The 21406-nt window shown below is 44.9% G+C and carries 18 protein-coding genes; all 18 read left to right on the top strand.

All coding sequences use genetic code 11. The features are described from left to right. On the top strand, positions 1 to 183 hold a 183-nt coding region (locus F752_RS26680; protein ID WP_026135759.1), incomplete at its 5' end, for a hypothetical protein. A 212-nt stretch (positions 184 to 395) separates the two neighbouring features. Beyond that, positions 396 to 1622, top strand: a complete 1227-nt coding sequence (locus F752_RS0114760) for an ATP-binding protein (protein ID WP_017732517.1) — start codon at positions 396 to 398, stop codon at positions 1620 to 1622. A gap of 2 nt (positions 1623 to 1624) precedes the next feature. Then, entirely contained in the window at positions 1625 to 3454 is a 1830-nt protein-coding gene (locus F752_RS0114755) for an asparagine synthetase B family protein (protein ID WP_017732516.1), read from the top strand. Between the two features lie 3 nt (positions 3455 to 3457). Continuing rightward, entirely contained in the window at positions 3458 to 4678 is a 1221-nt protein-coding gene (locus F752_RS0114750) for a glycosyltransferase (protein WP_081604580.1), read from the top strand. Positions 4679 to 4819: 141 nt separating this feature from the next. Further along, positions 4820 to 5587, top strand: a complete 768-nt coding sequence (locus F752_RS0114745) for a polysaccharide deacetylase family protein (protein ID WP_017732514.1) — start codon at positions 4820 to 4822, stop codon at positions 5585 to 5587. Beyond that, the gene (locus tag F752_RS0114740; RefSeq protein WP_017732513.1) at positions 5587 to 6741 is read left to right on the top strand and encodes a carboxylate--amine ligase; all 1155 of its coding nucleotides are present in this window, start codon (positions 5587 to 5589) and stop codon (positions 6739 to 6741) included. The genes F752_RS0114745 and F752_RS0114740 overlap by 1 nt, the downstream gene beginning before the upstream one ends. Before the next feature lie 5 nt (positions 6742 to 6746). Further along, a complete protein-coding gene (locus F752_RS25440; RefSeq protein WP_017732512.1) occupies positions 6747 to 7556 on the top strand; it encodes a phosphatidylserine decarboxylase in 810 nt (269 codons plus the stop codon). Next, entirely contained in the window at positions 7553 to 8632 is a 1080-nt protein-coding gene (locus F752_RS24275) for a DUF354 domain-containing protein (RefSeq protein ID WP_017732511.1), read from the top strand. The genes F752_RS25440 and F752_RS24275 overlap by 4 nt, the downstream gene beginning before the upstream one ends. A 129-nt stretch (positions 8633 to 8761) precedes the next feature. Beyond that, complete coding sequence (locus F752_RS0114725; RefSeq protein WP_017732510.1) at positions 8762 to 10075, top strand: UDP-glucose dehydrogenase family protein; 1314 nt, start codon at positions 8762 to 8764, stop codon at positions 10073 to 10075. Between the two features lie 211 nt (positions 10076 to 10286). After that, complete coding sequence (locus tag F752_RS26675) at positions 10287 to 11420, top strand: sugar transferase (RefSeq protein WP_040664688.1); 1134 nt, start codon at positions 10287 to 10289, stop codon at positions 11418 to 11420. Between the two features lie 155 nt (positions 11421 to 11575). Beyond that, entirely contained in the window at positions 11576 to 12370 is a 795-nt protein-coding gene (locus F752_RS0114715; protein ID WP_017732508.1) for a polysaccharide biosynthesis/export family protein, read from the top strand. A gap of 85 nt (positions 12371 to 12455) precedes the next feature. Further along, a complete protein-coding gene (locus tag F752_RS0114710; RefSeq protein ID WP_017732507.1) occupies positions 12456 to 14858 on the top strand; it encodes a GumC family protein in 2403 nt (800 codons plus the stop codon). Between the two features lie 200 nt (positions 14859 to 15058). Beyond that, entirely contained in the window at positions 15059 to 16207 is a 1149-nt protein-coding gene (locus tag F752_RS0114705) for a DegT/DnrJ/EryC1/StrS family aminotransferase (RefSeq protein ID WP_017732506.1), read from the top strand. Then, complete coding sequence (locus F752_RS0114700) at positions 16200 to 16787, top strand: acyltransferase (protein WP_017732505.1); 588 nt, start codon at positions 16200 to 16202, stop codon at positions 16785 to 16787. Before F752_RS0114705 ends, F752_RS0114700 begins: the two co-directional genes overlap by 8 nt. A 28-nt stretch (positions 16788 to 16815) precedes the next feature. Next, complete coding sequence (locus F752_RS0114695) at positions 16816 to 17940, top strand: Gfo/Idh/MocA family protein (protein WP_017732504.1); 1125 nt, start codon at positions 16816 to 16818, stop codon at positions 17938 to 17940. A gap of 11 nt (positions 17941 to 17951) precedes the next feature. Beyond that, positions 17952 to 19472, top strand: coding sequence for a hypothetical protein (locus F752_RS0114690; protein WP_017732503.1), 1521 nt, complete (start codon positions 17952 to 17954; stop codon positions 19470 to 19472). Between the two features lie 10 nt (positions 19473 to 19482). Further along, entirely contained in the window at positions 19483 to 20337 is an 855-nt protein-coding gene (gene rfbF / locus F752_RS0114685; protein WP_017732502.1) for a glucose-1-phosphate cytidylyltransferase, read from the top strand. Continuing rightward, the gene (locus tag F752_RS0114680) at positions 20330 to 21400 is read left to right on the top strand and encodes an NAD-dependent epimerase/dehydratase family protein (protein ID WP_017732501.1); all 1071 of its coding nucleotides are present in this window, start codon (positions 20330 to 20332) and stop codon (positions 21398 to 21400) included. The genes rfbF and F752_RS0114680 overlap by 8 nt, the downstream gene beginning before the upstream one ends. Positions 21401 to 21406 lie beyond the last annotated feature (6 nt).

Genomic DNA, 21406 nt, shown 5'->3' with positions numbered 1-21406 from the left:
CCTCGACAGACTCTTCAAAACATAAAAAAAGTGGCCGGAATTTCTTCCGACCACTCATGGAGTAATCCACTGCCTCTTTTTTTTGAACGCACCATTGGAATGGCCAGAGCATCTATGGACCTCTTGCTACCCGTTAAGAAAACGCAGAGAAATCATTCTACCGGTTATGTGACGGAAAAATGAGTTTTTTAATAACTTTTGGGCAGGAGCGGAGTTTAAAGAAGGAGTCCATTAATCAATCTTTTTTTAAATTATGTTGCATCCTTCAGGAGGCTGAAACAAACAAACTTAAAACATTTTAAGTGCCAGGTTTGTAACAGTACTTTTAGCTCCAGAGGATGCAAATGGTCGTGGGTAAACAGGACCGACTAAACTTTTAAGCAGCACCCGCTTTTATGGCTGATAGTAAAATTCCAGTTATTCTTTTAGACTGCGACACCCGGGCAATAGAGGGGGTCATTCATTCCTTTGGGAAACGAAAAATTCCTGTTATAGCTTTAAGCTCAAAGCATCAACCACCTGCTTTTTATTCCCGCTATGTCAAATACAAATACCAGAGCCCGCCGGTTAGCCGGGAAGAGGAGTATCTTACCTTTCTCCTCAATCTGCCACACCGTGGGGTACTCCTTTATTCCGACGATGCTTCCGCTGCATTCGTTAACAGGTATGCTGCCCGTTTAAGGGAAAATGGCTACCTGCTGAATACACCAGATGCGAAAACTTTTGAAGATGGCTTTGATAAGGCCTCCCTGGCACGTGCAGCAAAAGCAGCCAATGTTCCGGTAATCCCCACCATTGAAGTGAAAAAGCTGGAAGACCTGCAGGAGGCCTGGGAGCAGCTGGAAAAGCCTATTATTTTAAAAGCCACCCGATTGGCAGGTGGTAAATTTATTCAGATTCACCGGCAGGAAGAGCTGAAAAAGGCTTTTGAGGAAATGGATGCGCTGATACACTCGCCCGCGCACCGGCATATGCAGTCGGGCCTGATTGCGCAGGAGTTTATTTATTATAATTACGATGAAATTTACTGCTGCGAGTCGTACTACACCAGCGACTCCAAAGCGGCAGGTTTTCTGAGCATCCATAAAATCAGGCCAAACATCAATAAAGATGGAACTGCAGGGGGCCGGCTTTTTGCCGGAGAGAGTGTGGAAGACCCGGTGCTGAAAGCACATACAAAAGCATTGCTGGACCACCTGCAGTGGAAAGGAATGGCACATCTCGACTGGATTTACTCCAAAAAATACCAGCAGTACTTATTATGCGAAATAAACCCGCGTCTGCCGGGCTTTTCTAACTTTCTAACCAAGGTCGGCTTTGAAATGGCTTATTTCTACTATGCCGACCTTTGTGGGCAGGCATTACCGGAGGTAAAGTTCGAAAAGGCTCTCTATTTCGAAGCCCTGCGGATGCCTGGCGATATTACCACGGGCATCTATGCCATTAGCAAGGGCTATTTACCGCTGAAGTCTTTTGTGGCTTCCTATCTGCAGCTGCTGAGCTTTAAACATAATGTCTGTTTTGATATTTTATACAAGAGTGATCCCGGCTTTACCCTTAAAAGCTGGTCAGAACACCTTTCTTACATGCTGAAACGGCCATTCAGATCTTTAATGAAGTAACTATGCTATTTGATTTATTCGCCCTTGTCGATTTTTCTGAAGAAATAAAGGAGTCTGTAGACCCCTTTGCCCGGCAGGAGGTATATAAAAAACTGACCTACCATCAGAAGTTAAGCGAGACTCCCCACACTTCCATCAGGAGCCTGTATAAAAGAGAACCCGATGCACTTTCTTTTTATGAAGATGAAAGCGTGGAGGTATATATTTTCGGCTACTGTTTTCCGCGTAGCGACAGCCGGTTTTTTCAGGAGCAAAAAAGGCTTACGGCTAAGCAACTGGCGTTTGCCTACCGTGAGCTTCACCAGCACATGCTCAGGCAAATAAAGGGTTCTTTTAGTGTCCTTATCTATGATAAGGAAAAACAGCAGCTGCAGCTCTTTACCGATCCGCTTAATGTAAGGCCGACTTACTATTACCGAAAGGGTAGCCGTTTAGCAGTTTCCACTTCCCAGAGTGCTATTCTCCAGTACATGCAGGCAACAGGTGAACAGCCGGAGGTCGATGAGGTTTCGGTGATGGAATACTATCTCTTTGAGTATGGATTGGGGAATGAGACATATATACGCTCCGTAAGCTGTATGCCTCCGGGGGGCTGGCTTTCCTTTACGAAAGAAGAGGAGGGGCTGGAGGTGCAGCAATACTGGAATGTTTTTGAAGATCTGAACCAGTTTAAAATTGAATATTCGGAAGAAGAAGGTCTCACCCAGCTGGAAGAGATGTTGAAGCATAACCTGGACCTGTACCTGAGTGGCGGTCGCCCAACGGCAGTTGCCCTAACCGGAGGGTTTGACTCACGCACCAACCTGGCCCTGCTGGGAAACAGGGCCAAAGATTTTCTGTATTACAGTTATGGAATTGCCGATACCTACGACATGACTATTCCGCAGGAAATTGCACAAAAAAATGGCCTTCGGTATAAACCAATTTACCTGCACCGAAAGTACCAGGAGCAGTACAGCCGAAATGCCCGCCAGGCCATAGGTATGGGCGACGGTATTGCCGAAGCAAATCGTGCAAACTACCTCTACGCTTTCCGCGAACTGGGTAAGGAATATGATAGCATCCTTACCGGCCTATTTGGCAGTGAGTTAATCAAGCATCCTACCAGTGTTGGTAATTTTATTAACCAGCGGAGCAAGCGCCTGCTCAACAGTAAACAGCCGGCCGAAGAGTGGAAGAAGATTATGGAAGAGGCCAAATCGGATGGGTTTATTCAGCCTGAAATGCTGAAGAAGCATGGTGCTGAACTGGAAAAAAGAGTGCTGGGGAATCCTTACCTGAACAACGACAAACCTATGCAGATCAAGTACTTCTACTTTCTGCTGATGGTGGGCGTGCGTAAGTATTTTATGAAGGAAATAAAAGTGGAGCGACCGTATGTAGAGAACCTCCATCCCTTCCTCGATATTGAATTTATTGAGCTGCTATTAAAAACGCCTTTCCCCTGGGTATACCACTGGACGGGTAAGAAGGATCTGGTTAAAAGCCTGCAAACACACCGCCTGTATGTATCACTCATCCACCGGAATCAGCCCGGCCTTACCAATATTCTGTCTACCCATGGCTATAAGCCCCGTTACCTGCTTAATAAGGCTACTTTACCTTTAATGTCATTGCAATACTGGTACTATAAAGATCGTATAAAGGCTAAAAGTAGCTTTAAGTCTCTTGAGCCGGTGTGGAAATACTTTAGAGAACAGCCTGTTAATGGTGCTTACCAGGGCCTGATTGACAACCATCAGCTCAGGGCCCTGCGCGAGCAGGACACGAAAAATAACATCAAGTTAAGCTCACTGCAACATTGGTTTTCCGCTAATAAAGTAACCCTCTAAGAAATGTCGCACAAAGTATTACATATGGCCCGGAAATTTTTGCCTCCAACGGCCTCCTTTATCTATAACCAGATAATTCACCACGAGCGCTACGTTCCGGAAATCATCTACTGCGAAGAAAGCGAATCGGTTTTTCGTGATAAACTGGCAGTGGATTACCCCCATTATAAAGCCGTGCACGGTCCTATAGGGAAGACGATGTACGAGAAGTTCAGGATGCTAAGCCCGGCAGATAAGGACAAGCTGAAGAAGTTTATCAGGAATTCGGGTGCTGCCATTGCCCATATTCATTATGGGGTAGATGCCCTGGTATTTGCCGGCTTGTTTAAAGAAATAGGCATTCCTGTGCTGGTGTCATTCTACGGCTACGATTGCACTTCTTTTCCTAACCGTTTTAAAGGCTTCGGACGTACTTGGTTGCAGAAAAGGCTTTTTAATAACTCTGGTATTACCGCTTATACCGCCATGAGTCCCGATATGAAGGATGATCTTGTACGTTTGGGTTGTCCGGAAGAAAAGATTATCGTGCACTACCATGGGTCAGACCCTCGCCCGTTTTACCAGGAGAGGGAGTATCCAAACAAAAAGGATATTCAGCTGTTAATTATAAGTTCGCTGACGGCTAAAAAAGGACATCTGTTTTTACTCAGGGCCTTTAAGGCAGCCGCCGCTGCTTCGAACAAAAATCTGCATTTACATATTGCCGGCGACGGAGAACTGCGGGAAGAAATCGAGCAGTTTATCAGTCAGGAAAATATCAAAAATGTGAAGCTGCACGGCCTCATCAAATATGGAGGAAAGGAGCACCACAAATTACTTTCTGAAGCTGATATTTTTGTGCACCCGAGTATCACTACCGAAAGCGGTGAAAAAGAAGGAATACCAGGTGCACTCATCGAAGCACGTTCGGCCGGATTGCCGGTGGTGGCGACCTACCATGCAGGTATACCGTTCATTGTAGAACATGGCAAAACCGGTATGCTGGCTCACGAAGGGGCTGTGGCAGAACTGGCAGCCAACATTGTTCAGCTGGCCAATGATCATGAGATGAGGGCAAAGATAGGAAAGCAGGGCCAGCAGTATACCCTCGACCAACTCGATGTGGTAGAGAAGGAAAAAGATCTTGAAAAAATTTATGACCGTCTGATGGAAAGCCAGGCTGCTGCCAGTCAGGCTTCTAAACGGCAGAAGGCGGGCAGGGCTTCCGTAAATGCGCAGGCTTAAAGACTGCAGGAGTCCTTCTTTTTTGAAACCATTTATGAACGGCTGCGTACTAGCACTTTGGTAGCTCAACATAGGCCGACAGTAGGAGGGGAAAGCCTTCCATTTTTAAGCATTTACCATTTTTTAAACCATCATCTTCTCATGCGAAGGGATTTTACCTTACAAACCTATCAGGAATTTTTAACCACTGCCCTGGAACAGGGCTATAAGCTGACTTCCTACGAGGATTATATTACCAATGACTATAGCGGGAAAAAAGTAATGATTCTGCGGCACGATGTGGATGATATGCCGCATAATTCGCTCGATACGGCACGAATCCAGTACCAGTTAGGGGCGAAGGGATCTTACTATTTTAGAATGGTGCCACAAAGTTTCCATCCGCTCATCATTGAAAAAATTCGCGATTTAGGCCATGAGATTGGCTACCATTACGAAGATATGGCGATGAACGACGGGGATCCGGATAAAGCCATTAAGGCCTTTGAAGAAAACCTCGAGAAGTTCCGGGAGTTTTACCCGGTAAAGACCATTTGCATGCATGGAAGTCCGCTTTCGAAATGGGACAACCGCCAGATTTGGGAGCACTACAACTATAAAGATTACGGCATTATTGCAGAACCTTATTTCGATACTGACTTTACCAAGCTTCTTTACATTACCGATACCGGCCGCCAGTGGAACCGCACCAGCTCCAGCGTGCGCGATAAGGTCGACACTCCTTTTGAGTTTAGTTTTAGTAACACCTTCGAGCTGATGGAAGCGCTTCGAAATGATGAACTGCCCGACCACATCATGCAGAATATTCACCCGCAGCGCTGGAACGACGACCTTCTTAACTGGTCGCAGGAACTGTTAATGCAGAACGTGAAAAATCAGGTAAAACGTATCATTGTAAAACTACGATAGTGATAGACCGCATCATTTTATTAGGAAATCATATTCAGGGACTGGGCGTGTCCAGGATATGCGATCGGCTGGGGCTTAAAGTACATTTGTACAATGAAGACAGCCTTTGTGTAACCCGTTTTTCCAACTCCTGCAAAGTCTTTACCCGGTTTAAAGGGGAGGAAGATTTGCTGAGGCAGTTGTTAGCCCTTAAAATACGCAATAAAAGTGCCCTGCTAATGCCTACTAACGACCGCTTTGTAGGCTTCCTCTCCGACAATTACGAGCAGTTATCAGAAAAGTATGCCCTTTCTGTGCCTAAACCTGAAATTACCGATATCTGCTTTAACAAAATTAAAACCTATACCCGCGCGAAGGAAATGGGGATTCCTATTCCGGAAAGTCATTTTCCTAAAACAGAGGCGGAAGTGGAGGCGCTGAAAGATAAGATTGAATACCCGGTTATAATTAAGCCGGCCGTCATGTATAAATTCTACAGCAAGCTGGGGAAAAAGGTGTATGTATGCCGGAATCCGCGCGAGCTGGTGGAGAATTATCGCCTGGCTACCCAGGTAATTATTCCGGACGAGGTAATTGTACAGGAATTTTTAGCCGGAGGGCCAACCAAACTCTATTCTTTTGGTTCTTTCTGTAGCGGCGATAAAGTGTGGGGAAGTTTTGTGGCTAACAGAATCCGGCAGAAGCCTATGGATTTTGGCATATCCACCACCTTTGCCCGAACCGTGGTAAACCCGCGTATCGATGAGCTGGCAAAGAAGTTCCTGACCGGCATCGGTTACTTTGGTGTTTCGGAAACGGAATTTATGTACGATGAAAAAACAGGCGATTTCAAGTTAATTGAAATTAACCCGCGCACCTGGAAGTGGCATACCATTTCCAACAGCATTGGCATTAATCTTATTGGTATGCTGGTCGATTACCTGAACAACCGGGAGTTGCGGGAGCAGCATAATACTGTGCCGGATATCGCCTGGACCGAGCGCCTCACCGACGGCTATGTGGTACTGACAGAAGCCATGAAAGGCCGCCTGAATTATAAAGATTTTGCTCAATCGATGAAATATAAAAAAGAGTACGCCTGTTTTTCCTGGAAAGATCCTCTTCCGGGCCTGATGTACGTAGCTCTATCTCCTTACCTATTGTTTAGCCGATAAAAAACATGTTGACAACCACTGTAATTTTTTTAGCCTTAGAAAGTATTGCTGTTAGTACGCTACTGTACTACTACCTCCATTACAAGACCAGAATCAGCCTGAAGTATCTCTTCCAGGATAATGTGGTCGTGATTCTGCTGGCATTTTTACTTTCCTACCTGTTACTGCTGGCATTGCCGGAAGAATGGAGCTGGTTCGCCTTTCTGGTAAATGCCGGACTGGTAGGAGCCATTGCTTTTGGCATTACCATGATTCGTTTCTGGCGTACCCCCACCCGTAGCTGCGATGCTCCGGCCGAGCATATTATTTCTCCGGCCGATGGCAATGTAATTTATATCGAGAAGATAGCCGCAGGTCAGGTGCCTATCTCGGTAAAAGGGCATACCCTTGCCAAGCTCGAAGAACTCACAAAAACAAATATTCTCGATGGGCCCTGCTGGCTCATCGGTATTAACATGACGCCTTTCGATGTGCACAAAAACTGTGCACCGGTGCCGGGTAAGGTAATCCTGAACAGGCACTTCAATGGTAAGTTCCTGTCCCTGAAAGATCCTAATGCCCTGAAGGAAAATGAGCGGCAAACCATTGTATTCGATAACAATGGCATGAAGGTCGGCATTGTGCAAACCGCCTCTAAACTGGTAAAGCGTATCGATACTTATGTAAAGGAAGGCGATATGCTGAAGCGTGGCGAATGGGTAGGAATGATTCGTTTCGGCTCCCAGGTCGATGTGATTATCCCCCAGAAATACAATGTAAAGATAAAACTCAAAGACCAGATTTATGCTGGTGAATCTGTAATAGCAGAACTATGAAAATTGTAGTAGACATTGCCCATCCGGCACACGTAAATTTTTTCAAGAAGGCCCTCCGCATCCTTTCCGACCAGGGGCATGAGGTGCTCATTACCGGCCTGCGCCGTGGGAAGCTGCCGCGTATACTCGAAAGTGAGCTGGGAGAATATCCCATTCATTATGTAGGCAAACATACAGGTAGTAAGTTCTCTATTATTTATGAGGCCAATATCAAAAAGTTTTTTAACCTGTTCTTTTTTGTGCTGCGGCACAGGCCCGACTTCGGGCTGAGTGTCGGAAGCTTTAATCTCGGGGCGGTCATGAAAATGTTTGGCAAGCCCAACCTGCAGTTCGATGACGATCCGGAGCGCCCTATGAACGTACTGCTGGAAAAGCTCACCAGTACCAGGCTGTTTTTTCCTCCTATTACCAAGGCTCAGGGAAATGTGGAAACTATGCAGGCGCTTAAAGAATGGGCTTATCTGACACCAAAATATTTTAAAGCCAGCACCAATGAGCTGAGTAAATACAGCCTGGAATCTGGTAATTATATTTTTGTGCGGGAAGTTTCTTCTGGTAGTCTTAACTACCAGAACCAGGAGTCGAATATTGTCGCTTCTTTTGCCCACCGCTTCCCGACCGGAGTGCCGGTATTACTTTCGCTGGAAGATAAAGGAACCATTGACCAGTACCCGAAAGACTGGATTTTGCTTGAGGAGCCGGTACAGGATATCCATTCTCTTATTTACCATAGCCGGTTGTTGGTTTCTTCGGGCGATAGCATGGCCCGCGAGGCGGCTATGCTGGGAGTGCCCAGCATCTATTGTGGTATCAGGGAAATGAAGGCAAATCAATTGATGGTTGACCGAAACATGCTTTTTAAAGCAACACCAACCGATGCACCCGCTTTAATGGAGCGAATTATTACCGGGCTGCACCAGGTGCCGGAGCAAAAGGCTTTCCGTGAAGAGCTGGAGAAGGAATGGGATGATATAACCGAATTTATCATTAGCCAGATTCACAAATATAAAGAACCTTCGACCACCCGCTTGTCGACGAAAAAGAATAACAAGAAGTATAAAGAATTAGAAGTTTAATGTTAGAGGGGCTGTATTTCAGTTAGCACAGCAGAAAATAGAGTGAAAAGAATTGGGTAAACAGGGCAGGCATAACAGATGCCATTAACCTCTTGATTTACTTCTCTCATCTCAAATCTCAATTAAATTATGAAATCGAAGAATATCAGCATTTTTGGTTTAGGATATGTTGGCTGCGTGAGCCTAGGCTGCCTGGCAAAAAACGGACACCAAGTAATAGGTGTGGATGTAGTGCAGCACAAAATAGATCTTATTAATAATGGAAAGCCAACCATTATCGAAAAAGATATTGATACCATTATAGCGAATGCTCACAAAGAAGGTCGAATCAGCGCCACTACCGATAATATAAAAGCCGTAAAAGAGACTGAGGTTTCGATTATTTGTGTGGGAACCCCTTCCACTGGTAATGGCCACCTCAACCTTGAATATATTTATAATACCGCACGCGGAATAGGAGAGGCTCTCAGGGATAAGAATAGTTTCCATGTGGTTGCCATCCGTAGTACCGTTTTGCTGGGCACTAATAAAAAGGTAGGCGAAATTATTGAAGAAATATCCGGCAAAAAGCGCAATGAAGATTTTGCAGTGGTATCCAACCCAGAATTCCTGCGCGAAGGTTCAGCGGTAAAAGATTATTATAACCCACCCGTTACCGTCATTGGCTCAGAAAATGAAAGGGCGCTTGATATTATGTCTGAGATCTATTCCGAGATTAATGCACCTATTGAGCGAACCGAGGTAAAAGAAGCAGAGATTATAAAGTATGTGAACAATTCCTTCCATGCTTTAAAAATTACTTTTGCCAATGAAGTGGGTAACATCTGTAAAAAGCTGGGCATCGACTCTCATAAGGTAATGGACCTGTTCTGTAAAGACACCCACCTTAACATTTCTCCTTACTATTTTAAGCCGGGCTTTGCGTATGGAGGCTCCTGCCTTCCAAAAGACCTAAAAGCACTGAACACCATTGCACACGATGCTTACCTGAATTCTCCGGTACTGGAGTCTATTGAACGCTCGAACCAGAACCAGAAAAGAACAGCCTTTGAGCTGATTGTCAGCAAAGGAAAACGGAAAATAGGGATACTCGGCCTGAGCTTTAAAAAGGGGACAGATGACCTCCGTTACAGTCCGATTGTGGAGGTAACCGAAAGTCTGCTCGGTAAAGGGTATGAAATTTCAATATTCGATGAAAAAGTAAACCTTTCAAACATTACCGGAACGAATAAGCATTATATCGATACCCGTATCCCGCACCTTTCCAAATTGCTGAAGAGCGATCTGGAGGAAGTGGTAGAGGCTTCCGACCTTCTTGTTATCAGTCAGAACGATGAAAGATTTCGTGACCTGATTGACCGTTATCCCGATAAGCTTTTTGTAGACCTGGTACGGGTAGTGGACGAAAACCGAAACCATAATTATGAAGGAATAGGCTGGTGACAGGAATTTAGAACCAGTACCTTAATGGAGAAGCTCGGTGCAGCATGCAAAAGAATGTGGAAGATAACGGCTTAACAAAAAGTTAATACTCCTTGAGCAGCAAATTTTATAAAATATGTAACCTTTAAGCCGAAAAACGGTAAAGGTATATGAGGGAGTGTTTAGCACATTTGCCATCGCTGGTTTAATACTTTTTAACCTTATTTTTACTATGCCTACAGAATTTTTTAATAAAGATACCAAGGTTCGACAGCCAAAGCTTAGCGTTGAGTTGGAGAAGAGGATTAGGATAAAGGAACAGCCTTCCGGATCCAAAACTAAAAAAAGCCCGCTTAGCTTCCTGAACCAGTATCTGGATATTGGAGATAAGAAAAAAACGGTTATTCTAAATACCCAGGAGATCCAGGATGTAAAACATCTGTACAATGTGGCCGATGAAAGCGGGTACTACCAGAATGTGGTGAATCTTCGTCGTATCAACGACATCCGCTGGATTAATAAGTTCTTCGAAACTGTAAACGAGCATTTACCTAAAGGTGGGCGTTTTGTAGGCTGCGTGGAAACCAAGGCCATGCGCAAACAAAGGTTGCTGAAGAAGTATCCGGCAGGCCTGAACTGGGCATATTATACCGGCGACTTTATCTTTAAGCGCATCTTTCCTAAAGTGCCGGTACTTAAGCAATTGTATTTTAACATAACAAAAGGGCGGAACCGGGTTATTACCAGTGTGGAAGCTTTAGGCAGACTTTATTCCTGTGGTTTTAAAGTAGTAGGCCTGCAGCAGCGTTCTAACCTCCTGTATTTTATTGCTGAAAAGGTAAAAGAACCCGATTTTAACCTTAAACCTTCCTATGGTCCGCTGTTTCAGATGAGACGGTTTGGTAAAGACGGCAAATTTATTTATGTCTATAAACTGCGCACGATGCACCCCTATGCGGAGTACCTGCAGGAGTATATTTATGAACAGAATAAATTATGCGAAGGCGGTAAGTTTAAGGATGACTTCAGAGTAACTACTTTAGGTAAGTTTTGCCGGAAGTTCTGGCTTGATGAGGTGCCTATGATCCTGAATGTACTGAAAGGAGATTTAAAACTGGTAGGGGTGAGGCCTCTCAGTTCTCATTACCTGAGCCTTTATACTCCCGAATTGCAGGAAAAGCGCAAAAAGGTGAAGCCAGGATTGCTGCCTCCCTTTTATGCAGATATGCCCAAGACACTTGAGGAAATCATGGAGTCTGAAATGCGTTACCTGGAAGCTTATGAAAAAAATCCTTTGAAGGCAGATTTTGCTTACCTGATGAAGATATGCCATAATATTGTTATAAAAAAAGCTCGTAGTAAATAGAAAAGTAGCTGGTATAGACGGGCCGTTGGGTATGTCTATGCCAGCTGTTCTTTAGTTGTAATGTCCTAACGCTCGCTTTTAGCGGCTTTTTTAATGTAATAAACCCGCGCTGCTCGACCAGGCGCACTTTTGAACCTCAACGAACCCTCTCTTTTATGAACCAAAAAATTATAATTGTACTTATTAGTATACTGGCTATGGCCTGTGTACCCACTCGTAAAGAAGTTATCCTCCAGGGTGAGGATGGCGTGGAAGAAGATGTTGCATATAACCAGCCTGTAAGGGATTTTAATGCACCGGAATTTTCTTACGAGTTAAAACCAGATGATATAATCTCTATAAAAGTATCCAGTACCACTCCCAGTCAGTTCGATTTTTTTAACCAGCAGTCTGAGCGGGGACTTGGTGGCTTTAACCCCAACGACCCGCTCCTTGCCGGATTTAAAATTGAAGAAGATGGTACTATTCCACTCCCGGTAGTAGGAGAGGTAGAAGTGGCAGGTTTAACCATAGAACAGGCAAGGGCCAAGATACAGGAAATAGTGGCCCAGTATCTCGACAGTCCAACCGTGGATGTAAAGCTGTTAAGCTTTCAGTATACTGTTTTGGGGGAAGTGGTTAACCAGGGCCGCTTTACTACTTACAATCCCAAACTGAGTATTCTGGAAGCTATAGGGGAGGCCGGTGGCTTTTCAGATTTTGCCAAACGCTCCCATGTTAAAGTGGTAAGAAAAGTAGGCGATGAAATAAGTATTGCCTATGTAAATGTACTTGATGATGACCTGCTGGAATCTCCTTATTACTACCTGCAGCCCGGCGATGTGGTAACTGTGCCACCACTGCCAGCTAAGAACTGGAGGTCCAATAATATAGCCAATATCGGCGTTCTGTTTTCAGGTATTTCATCCCTGGCAATCCTGTTAAATTATGTTTTATCAGCGACTAGGTAAAATAAAGAACTGGTTTAATGGAAACAGAAAACCTGGAGCTAACATTTAACCCTGATGTTAGTTATTAGGAGGAATTAAATTAATCATGAGAGAAGATTTTGTAGATAAAACACAAGAAGAAGAGGAGGACAGCTTCCAGAGCATCCTTAAGTTCATTACCATGATTCTGAGAAAATGGTACTGGCTGGTTGCTTCTGTGGTAGTGGCGCTGCTGATAGCTTACTTCATTACTCAAAATGCAGAGCCTGTGTATAGAGTAAGCGCTTCTATTCTGGTAAAAGATCCGGAAAAGTTTAACAACACCATGGGGGCCCTCATTTATGGCGAGGAGTTTATGAAAACCGGAAGCAGCATCGAAAACGAAGTTTTTCTGGTGCGCCGTTATAAACTTATCCGCTCCACGCTCGAAGAGCTTGGCTTTGAAACTATCGTGTATGAAGAGGAAAATCCTTTGCGAATAAAGATTGACAGCACCTCTTTATATATTCCTAGTGGTACCGGTTTTACGCTAAAAATTAAAAATCCAAATGTTTATTTCCTGAGCACAGAAAATGAAGACCTGAAACCGCTGGTAGAAGGAAAAGAATTTTCTTTCGGTGAAGAGGTGAACCTCGATGGTTTCCGGTTTGCTATTTTCCTTGATCGACAGGGCTTTGTAGATTACCTTAAAAGCCTGAAAAGGGCTAGTAAAGAAGGGGAGGAAGATGTAGAAAGGGAAATTTACTTCCAGGTGAATGACCTGGACAAGCTGGCAGATTATTACATTGCCTCCCTGCAGGTAGAGCCTTTGGGTGAAAAGGCTTCTATTTTTCAGCTATCGCTGGAGAGTACCTGGCCCCAGAAAGACGTGCGCTTTCTTAATGCCCTTACCCAGAATTATATCCAGACAGACCTGCAGGAAAAGGTATCGCTGGCCAGCCAGACCATGGATTTTCTCGACCAGCAGCTCAATTATATCAGTGACTCATTGAACCGTATTGAGAGTGAGCGGGAAATGTTTAAGCAGAACTATACCATCGACCTGAGTCAGGAAGGTTCACAGCTGTATGAAAATATACAGCGGCTCGAACAACAGAAGTCTGAATACCAGATGAGGATGAAATACCTCGATTACCTGGCCGACTATGTCCGTAGCGATAGGGAAGGTGAGAGATTGACCATTCCCTCTACCATGGGGTTGAGCGACCCGGTACTGAATTCACAGGTGGAAGAGCTTGTAAAACAGCAAATCGAACTCCGGAAGGCAAAAATTAATCCCACCGGGCCTGAAAACCCAACGGTAACCCGCAAAAAAGAATTAATAGCGGATCTCAAGAGCAACATACTGGAAACAGTCAACAACTTAAAGAGTGGCGACCGTATTGCACTTAATGACCTCGAACGTCGAATTAATAACTTTAGCTCTGAACTGAGCAGCCTTCCTGCAGCCGAGCGGAAGTATATTGATATCGAGCGGAAGTATAACCTGAGCGAAACGCTCTACCTCTTCTTAATGGAAAAGCGGACAGAATCTGGTATTGCACGAGCTTCCACGGAGCCTGACTTTAAAATTGTGGATGTAGCCCGCGTTCAGAATGGCGGTCGGCCCATTGCTCCAAACCCTATGATGAACTATGCTACGGCTATTATGCTGGGGCTCCTGATTCCGATTGCTTTTATTTATATTTCTGATAAGATCAATAATAAAATATACACCCAGGAAGAACTGCTCAGTCTTACCTCTATTCCATTGCTTGGAATGGTCGGCCAGAATAAAACCGGGGAGGAAGTGGTAATTAACCACCCGCAATCAGCAATAGCGGAATCCTTCAGAAGTATCCGCTCAAGCCTGCGCTACCTGGCAGACTTTGCCCCGGCGAATAAAACCTTTATGCTTAGCTCTGCCGTTAGTGGTGAAGGGAAAAGCTTTTGTGCGAAGAACCTGGCTTATATCTTCTCCATTTCCGGAAAGAATACCGTATACATCAATACCGACCTTCGCAAGCATAATTCGTATCAGGAGTTTGGGTTGAATAAAACAACCGGCTTAAGCGATTACCTTATTGATGTGGTACAGCGCGAAGCGATTGTGCACCGCACAAAGTTTAGCAACCTCTACATTATTCCTGCCGGGGAACTGCCTCCCAACCCTTCTGAGCTGCTCATGAGTGAGAAGTTTAAAGAGTTGATGGCTTACCTCAAGCAGCACTTCCACTACATTATAATGGATGCCCCGCCAAGAGGAATCCTTTCCGATGGAATGGAGCTGGTAAAGTATGCCGATGTGGAAATTTTTGTTATCCGCCAGGGCTATTCTGAAAGGCAGCATGTAACGAACCTCAACAGGACCTATCAGCTGGATAAAAAGAACCTGCCGGCTGCCGGTATCATCTTTAACGATGTAGATTTTGACCGCCTGGAGTATGGGTTCAAGCAAAAGAGTGCCTACGGTTATAACTACATTTCTGAAGAAGACCATAAACCCTGGTGGCGCCGTATTTTAAAATGATATTCCGTGTTAATAACAATACGGTTCATTAACAGGTTACATTTATACAAGCCGGCGCATGATTACTGCTTTGTTTAATTAAAGAAAAAGAGCGTAATCATCCTGAACCTTAGGGGGTTGTCTCTGGTATGGGAATTTTTTCTTGACAGAAGCAAGCTGTGCCTGCTCATTTTTTGCAATTTTTTTACACGAATAGTTTTATGTCGCAGCTCTCCTCAATTAAGCCCCTGCAGATGGTTGATCTTCATGGCCAGTACCTGCAGGTAGCCGATGAAATTAATCAGGCAATCCAGTCGGTTATCGACCAAACCGCCTTTATAAATGGGGCGGAAGTGAAGGATTTTGCCCGCTCCCTGGCTCAATACAATGCCGTAGAGCATGTTATACCATGTGGTAACGGAACAGATGCATTGCAACTCGCCATGATGGCACTACAGCTTCAGCCGGGAGATGAGGTAATCGTCCCTACCTGGACTTATGTAGCCACCGTGGAGGTAATTGCCCTTCTGGGGTTAAAACCTGTTTTTGTAGATGCTGACCCAAATTCTTTTAACCTCGACACCGGGGCTATAGAAGCGTTGATCAGCCCTAAAACCAAAGCCATTGTGCCGGTGCACCTTTATGGCCAGTGCGCTCATATGGAGCCTCTGTTAAAACTGGCAACAGAAAAAGGGCTTTATGTTATTGAAGATACGGCCCAGGCCTTAGGCGCCGATTACCTTTTCAGTGGTCAACAGAAACAAAAAGCCGGCACCCTCGGAACGGTAGGAACGACCTCCTTTTTCCCCTCCAAAAATCTGGGCTGTTATGGTGATGGAGGGGCCCTATTAACCCACAATAGTGAACTGGCAAACACATTAAAAGCCATGGCTAACCATGGGCAGTTCGAAAAGTATCATCATGATTTGATAGGAGTTAACTCCCGTCTCGACAGCCTTCAGGCCGCGATACTGAATGTAAAGCTTAAACAGCTGGATAATTACACTGCAAAGCGCCAGCAGGCAGCAAAGTGGTACGATCAGATGCTGGCAGAAGTAGAGGCCATCCAGATACCGGAGCGGGTAGCTTATTCCACCCATGTGTTCCATCAGTATACCATTAAAGTAAAAGATGGTAAAAGAGATGCCCTGCGTGACTTTTTGAAAGAAAAGGAGGTGCCGAGTATGATATATTATCCTGTACCACTTCACCTGCAAAAGGCGTATAGTACCTACGGATATGAGAAAGGCGATTTTCCTGTAGCGGAAGCATTATCGGGCGAGGTATTATCACTTCCTATTCATACTGAACTTGAAGAAGCGCAGGTAGCCTATGTAGCAGAGCAAATTAAATCTTTTTTCCATGGCTGAACAGTTTTTTGCACACGCAACGGCCGTCATTGATGAAGGCTGCAGCATAGGAGAGGGCACTAAAATATGGCACTTCTCTCATATTATGCCTGGCTGTACCATAGGAGAGGACTGTAATATAGGTCAGAACGTAGTGGTATCGCCGGAGGTAGTATTGGGCAAAAATGTAAAGGTGCAGAATAATGTCTCCATTTACACCGGAGTTACCTGCGAAGATGATGTATTCCTTGGCCCCTCAATGGTTTTTACCAATGTAACAAATCCCCGGAGTGCGGTAAACAGAAGAGGAGAATATGCCCGCACAAGAGTAGGCAAAGGAGCCAGTATAGGCGCCAATGCCACCATCGTTTGTGGACACGATATCGGCGAATATGCCTTTATTGGGGCCGGAGCCGTGGTTACTAAAACTGTTCCCGCTTATGCCCTGGTAGTAGGGAATCCTGCCCGGCATATCGGCTGGATGAGCAAAAGAGGGCACAGGCTGGAATTCAATAATGAAAATAAAGCCACTTGTCCTGAAAGTGGTGAAGAATACAGGCTCGAACACAATACAGTAATCGCTGTTGAGTCTGAAATATAAAAATGTATAACCTTAGAATTTTTTTCCTATGATAAAATTAGTCGAAGATAAGGTAAAATTTGCGGTAGTAGGTGCCGGCCATATTGGTAAGCGCCATGCCTCCATGGTCCTTGGAAATGTCGAAGCCGAATTAGTGGCTATGTGCGACATCAAACCTAAAGAAGAACTGGGGCTGGATCCTTATGAAGGAGTCCCCTTCTATAATGATCTGGACGACATGCTGGAGAACGGACCCGACTTTGATGTGCTTTGTATATGCACACCGAACGGATTACACGCAAAACATGCCTGTAAAGCACTCGACCATCATAAGCATATTGTTTGTGAAAAGCCGCTGGCCCTTACCAAGGCCGATGCAGAAAAAGTACTTTTTAAAGCTTTACAGGTTTCCCGCCTCGTCTTTGGCGTAATGCAGAACCGTTACTCACCGCCATCGGTATGGTTGAAAGATATTGTGGAGCATAAGGTGCTGGGAGATATTTACATGGTACAGCTGAACTGCTACTGGAACCGCGATGAGCGCTACTATCTAAAGAGCGACTGGAAAGGCCGTCAGGATCTGGACGGAGGAACCCTCTTTACTCAGTTCTCCCACTTCATCGATATCATGTACTGGCTGTTCGGCGATATAACCGACATTCAGGCTAAATTCAGCGATTTCCGCCATCAGGATACGACCGAGTTCGAAGACTCTGGTTTTGTAAACTTTAATTTTTGCAATGGCGGCATGGGTAGTCTTAATTACTCTACTGCTGTCTGGGATACCAACATGGAGAGCAGCATTACCATTATTGGTGAAAAAGGAAGCGTTAAAGTAGGCGGACAGTATATGAACAAGGTTGAGTACTGCCACATTAAGGATTATGTAATGCCTGAGCTGGAAGAGTCCAACCCGCCGAACGATTACGGGCCTTACAAAGGATCTGCCGCCAATCACCATTATATCACTCAAAATGTGGTAGATACTCTTAAGGGCCGCACCACCATTACAACCAATGCTCTGGAAGGCCTTAAAGTGGTAGAAATTATTGAGCGAATTTATGCCGAAAAACAGAAACATTTTAACGGTGTGGATATTATATCTAAGAAGAAAGCCTTACAGGACCGCCCGGCTGTGGCCAGCGGAAAGAAGGTAGCCGGATTAAAAGCATAGCCTAAAAAGAATTGGAAACTACACTGCAAATAAAGGACCAGGTCATGTACCGTCCGCACAGCCAGTCAGCCTTCCGCAAAACAGTTTTGCAGGATTTCCTGCAAATGACTGCTTGCGTGGGCGGGGCTGTATTTGCCGTGTATATTGCACCTTCCTATGTTAACCTGCTGTACTTTCTGGTGCTTTTAGGATTATTCTGGCGCTCTAAAAACGATTACTTTTGGTTCGCCTTTTTTCTGATCCTGATCAATACACCGGCCAACCTGTTTTTCGAAACCTCTTCTGCGGCTACCCGCCGTTTGCCGCTATACAGCATTCTGCCCGGTTTAAGCTTTTCAGTTTACGATTTGTTTATTCTGCTGGGCATTGCCAAGGTTTATTATTTTAAATACTATATCGGGAAGAAATTTACGGTTAGCAAGTCTGCCAAGTTTCTGTTGTTTTATATTTTCCTGGTAAGCATTCCAATGAGTTTTATTATTGGCTTTGAACATACCGGAAATGGTTTTTTAAACAACTTCAGGCCTTATTTTTACTACACATTAGTTATACCGTTCTTTTTTCTGGTAAATAGCTCAAAGGATATTTATAAGCTGGGCTACCTGACGGTTCCCTATGTACTCGTAACACTGATTGACCAGCTGTACCTGCTCACCACCGGAAAAATGCTGGCAACTCTGGTAAATCCCGATACCGTTCGCTATGTGGTAGAGAATACCATTACGGGCGGGGCAAGGGCTTACTTTACAGGCTACCTGCTCCTGTTTTATGCCTTCCTGTTCGGGCTCCAGTTGCGGATGAACAGAAAGTATGAGATCGTGAGTGGTTTCGGGTACCTGGTTATCATTCTTACTTTTACAGCCTTTATTCTATCCGCGACACGCTCTTATTTAATGATGCCCCTGATGGCACTCTTCGGTTATGTGCTTTACAGCAAAAGAGCAGCTCCCGACCTGGTAAAACTATCGCTGATAACAGTGGTATTTGCCGTCATCTTTTTTAGCCTAAATCTGATTTCCTGGGAGAGCTTTATGAAAGGCATATGGCCTCGCTTCGAAGCTTTCTTTAACGTAATCTTAGGTGGCGGAGGCGGCCTGCAGAATTTCGACACAGTAGCTTCCAGGCTCGAAACAGACCTGCCGGAGCTTTGGGAGGCCGTTCAATATAGCCCATTAGTGGGTGCTGGCTTTTCCGGATGGTTCCGAAAGTACATAAATGATGATTTAGGCTTCTTGAATTCAGTGTTGGTACTGGGGTGGGTCGGCTTCGCCTTCCTTCTCAATTTCATTGTCTTTTTTCTGAAAGACGTCAACCTGTGGGCCTCTAAAAAATATGCAGGAAAGGATGCAAAGGTAATTTTACATTCTATTGCCATTCTCTTTTTCGGAATACTGCTCGGTTATGCCACTACTTACGATTTCTTTACAGTAATGCAGATCGAGCGGATATATTTTGTAGCTATTCTGGTGGGTTCTGCCGAAGTGGCCGCAAACGATATTAAAGAACGCAAGAAACAATTTTTTAACTCATAAATTTTTAAACATGAAAGTAGTTATTCTAGCTGGCGGATTCGGATCCAGATTAGGCTCTGTAACTGACCTGATACCTAAGCCTATGATTGAAATAGGAGGAAAACCTATTCTCTGGCATATTATGAAAACCTACGCCCATTACGGCTATAAAGATTTTGTTATTTGCCTCGGCTATAAAGGAAACGTGATCAAGGATTACTTCTACAATTTCGCCGAGCATAACTGCGATTTTACGGTCAGCCTGGCCGATAATAAAATAACCTACCATAACCACTGTGCCGAAGACTGGAATGTTACCCTGGTTGATACCGGCTTAAACACGCTCAAGGGTGGCCGTATCAAGCGAATTGAGAAGTACCTCGATGGAGATGTGCATATGCTTACTTATGGCGACGGTGTAATTAATGCCGACATAAATGAGCTGGTAAAATACCACAAATCGCATAACAAAATGGTAACGGTTACAGGTGTTCGTCCTCCTTCGATGTTCGGTGAAATACTACAGAAAGAGGGGCGGGTCCTTTCTTTTGAAGAGAAACCACAGGCCAGCAAAGGCTTTATCAATGGCGGCTTTATGGTCTTTAACAAAGAAATGCTGAACCACCTGAGCGAAGATGCCGATTGCGATTTTGAGTTTAACACGCTCGAGAAACTGGCAGCCGAGGGCCAGGTTATGACCTTCCTGCACCGCAAAGAATGGGAGTGTGCCGATACCGTACGGGATGTGGACCACCTGAACAAACTCTGGAAAAATGGCCAGGCCTTCTGGAAAGTATGGGATAGTGATCAGGGAGATCAGAAGCCATCAGTAAAGAAAAACGAAACAGAAAAAAAGAGCGGAAAAAGCGAAAAGAGCTATGCATAACATTGTATTAGAAGATACCCGAAATATTGCCCGCAATCTGGGCGAACATGTAAAGAAGTTCGAAGGAGCCAAAGTATTAATTACCGGCCACCAGGGTTTTTTGGGCGCCAATTATGTCGCGCTCTTTTACACCCTAAATAAAGAATTTCTCGACAAGCCGGTTTCCTTAACCTGCATCGATAGCAAAATAGTTGACCTCGAAGACCAGACAGCTGAGTTTCTGAAAGGTGCGAGGGTGCTGTATGGCGATGCCCTGGAGAAGCTTCCGGATGAAAGCTTTGATTACATTATCCACTGTGCCGGTATTGCTTCACCGACTTTTTACCGGAAGTATCCGCTGGAGACTATCGATGTAAATGCCATTGGCTACTGGAATATGCTGCACAAGCTCGATGCCACCAATTTAAAGGGCTTCCTTTACTTCAGCACCAGCGAAATTTACGGCGACCCTGCTGCCGACCAGATTCCTACCCAGGAAGACTACCGCGGTAATGTAAGCTGTACCGGACCTCGTGCCTGCTACGACGAATCGAAGCGTTTGGGCGAAACCATTTCGGTAAGCTTTGCTGCCCAGAAAGGAATGCCTATTAAAATTGCCCGTCCGTTTAACGTTTACGGTCCGTTTATGCGCCTGGGCGATAAGCGGGTAATTCCAGATTTTGTAAAATTTGCCTATGAGGAAGGTGCCATTAAAATGTTCAGCGACGGGTCGCCTACACGCGCATTCTGCTATACCTCCGATGCCATTGAAGGTTTTACACGGGTACTCCTGTTAGGGGAGCCGGGCCGCTCTTACAACATCGGTAACGATACGCAGGAAACCTCTATGCTGGAGCTCGCCAACATGGTGTCTGAGGTAATTGGCGATGTGGAAGTAAGCCATGCCAAAAGTCAGGAAAAAGACTACCTGACCGATAACCCTCAGCGCCGTCTTCCAAACCTGGAGAGAGCACGAACTGAACTTGATTACCGGCCGAAGGTAAATGTTAAAGATGGCCTGGATCGAATTATCCAGTGGTACAAGGACACTTACCAGCTGGAAAAGAACGAAGCCGTAGGCTAATTTTTT

The organism is Nafulsella turpanensis ZLM-10, from assembly GCF_000346615.1.
In the GTDB taxonomy this organism is placed as follows: Bacteria; Bacteroidota; Bacteroidia; order Cytophagales; family Cyclobacteriaceae; genus Nafulsella; species Nafulsella turpanensis.
This window is presented reverse-complemented; position numbering and strand designations above follow the sequence as displayed.

Bases quoted from the DNA above. Each gene is read 5' to 3' on its own strand.
- F752_RS0114760 (WP_017732517.1), top strand. From the start codon at position 396: ATGGCTGATAGTAAAATTCCAGTTATTCTTTTAGACTGCGACACCCGG.
- F752_RS0114700 (WP_017732505.1), top strand. From the start codon at position 16,200: ATGGCTGAACAGTTTTTTGCACACGCAACGGCCGTCATTGATGAAGGC.
- F752_RS0114755 (WP_017732516.1), top strand. From the start codon at position 1,625: ATGCTATTTGATTTATTCGCCCTTGTCGATTTTTCTGAAGAAATAAAG.
- F752_RS0114745 (WP_017732514.1), top strand. From the start codon at position 4,820: ATGCGAAGGGATTTTACCTTACAAACCTATCAGGAATTTTTAACCACT.
- F752_RS0114715 (WP_017732508.1), top strand. From the start codon at position 11,576: ATGAACCAAAAAATTATAATTGTACTTATTAGTATACTGGCTATGGCC.
- F752_RS25440 (WP_017732512.1), top strand. From the start codon at position 6,747: ATGTTGACAACCACTGTAATTTTTTTAGCCTTAGAAAGTATTGCTGTT.
- F752_RS0114705 (WP_017732506.1), top strand. From the start codon at position 15,059: ATGTCGCAGCTCTCCTCAATTAAGCCCCTGCAGATGGTTGATCTTCAT.
- F752_RS24275 (WP_017732511.1), top strand. From the start codon at position 7,553: ATGAAAATTGTAGTAGACATTGCCCATCCGGCACACGTAAATTTTTTC.
- F752_RS0114710 (WP_017732507.1), top strand. From the start codon at position 12,456: ATGAGAGAAGATTTTGTAGATAAAACACAAGAAGAAGAGGAGGACAGC.
- rfbF (WP_017732502.1), top strand. From the start codon at position 19,483: ATGAAAGTAGTTATTCTAGCTGGCGGATTCGGATCCAGATTAGGCTCT.
- F752_RS0114695 (WP_017732504.1), top strand. From the start codon at position 16,816: ATGATAAAATTAGTCGAAGATAAGGTAAAATTTGCGGTAGTAGGTGCC.
- F752_RS0114750 (WP_081604580.1), top strand. From the start codon at position 3,458: ATGTCGCACAAAGTATTACATATGGCCCGGAAATTTTTGCCTCCAACG.
- F752_RS26675 (WP_040664688.1), top strand. From the start codon at position 10,287: ATGCCTACAGAATTTTTTAATAAAGATACCAAGGTTCGACAGCCAAAG.
- F752_RS0114680 (WP_017732501.1), top strand. From the start codon at position 20,330: ATGCATAACATTGTATTAGAAGATACCCGAAATATTGCCCGCAATCTG.
- F752_RS0114725 (WP_017732510.1), top strand. From the start codon at position 8,762: ATGAAATCGAAGAATATCAGCATTTTTGGTTTAGGATATGTTGGCTGC.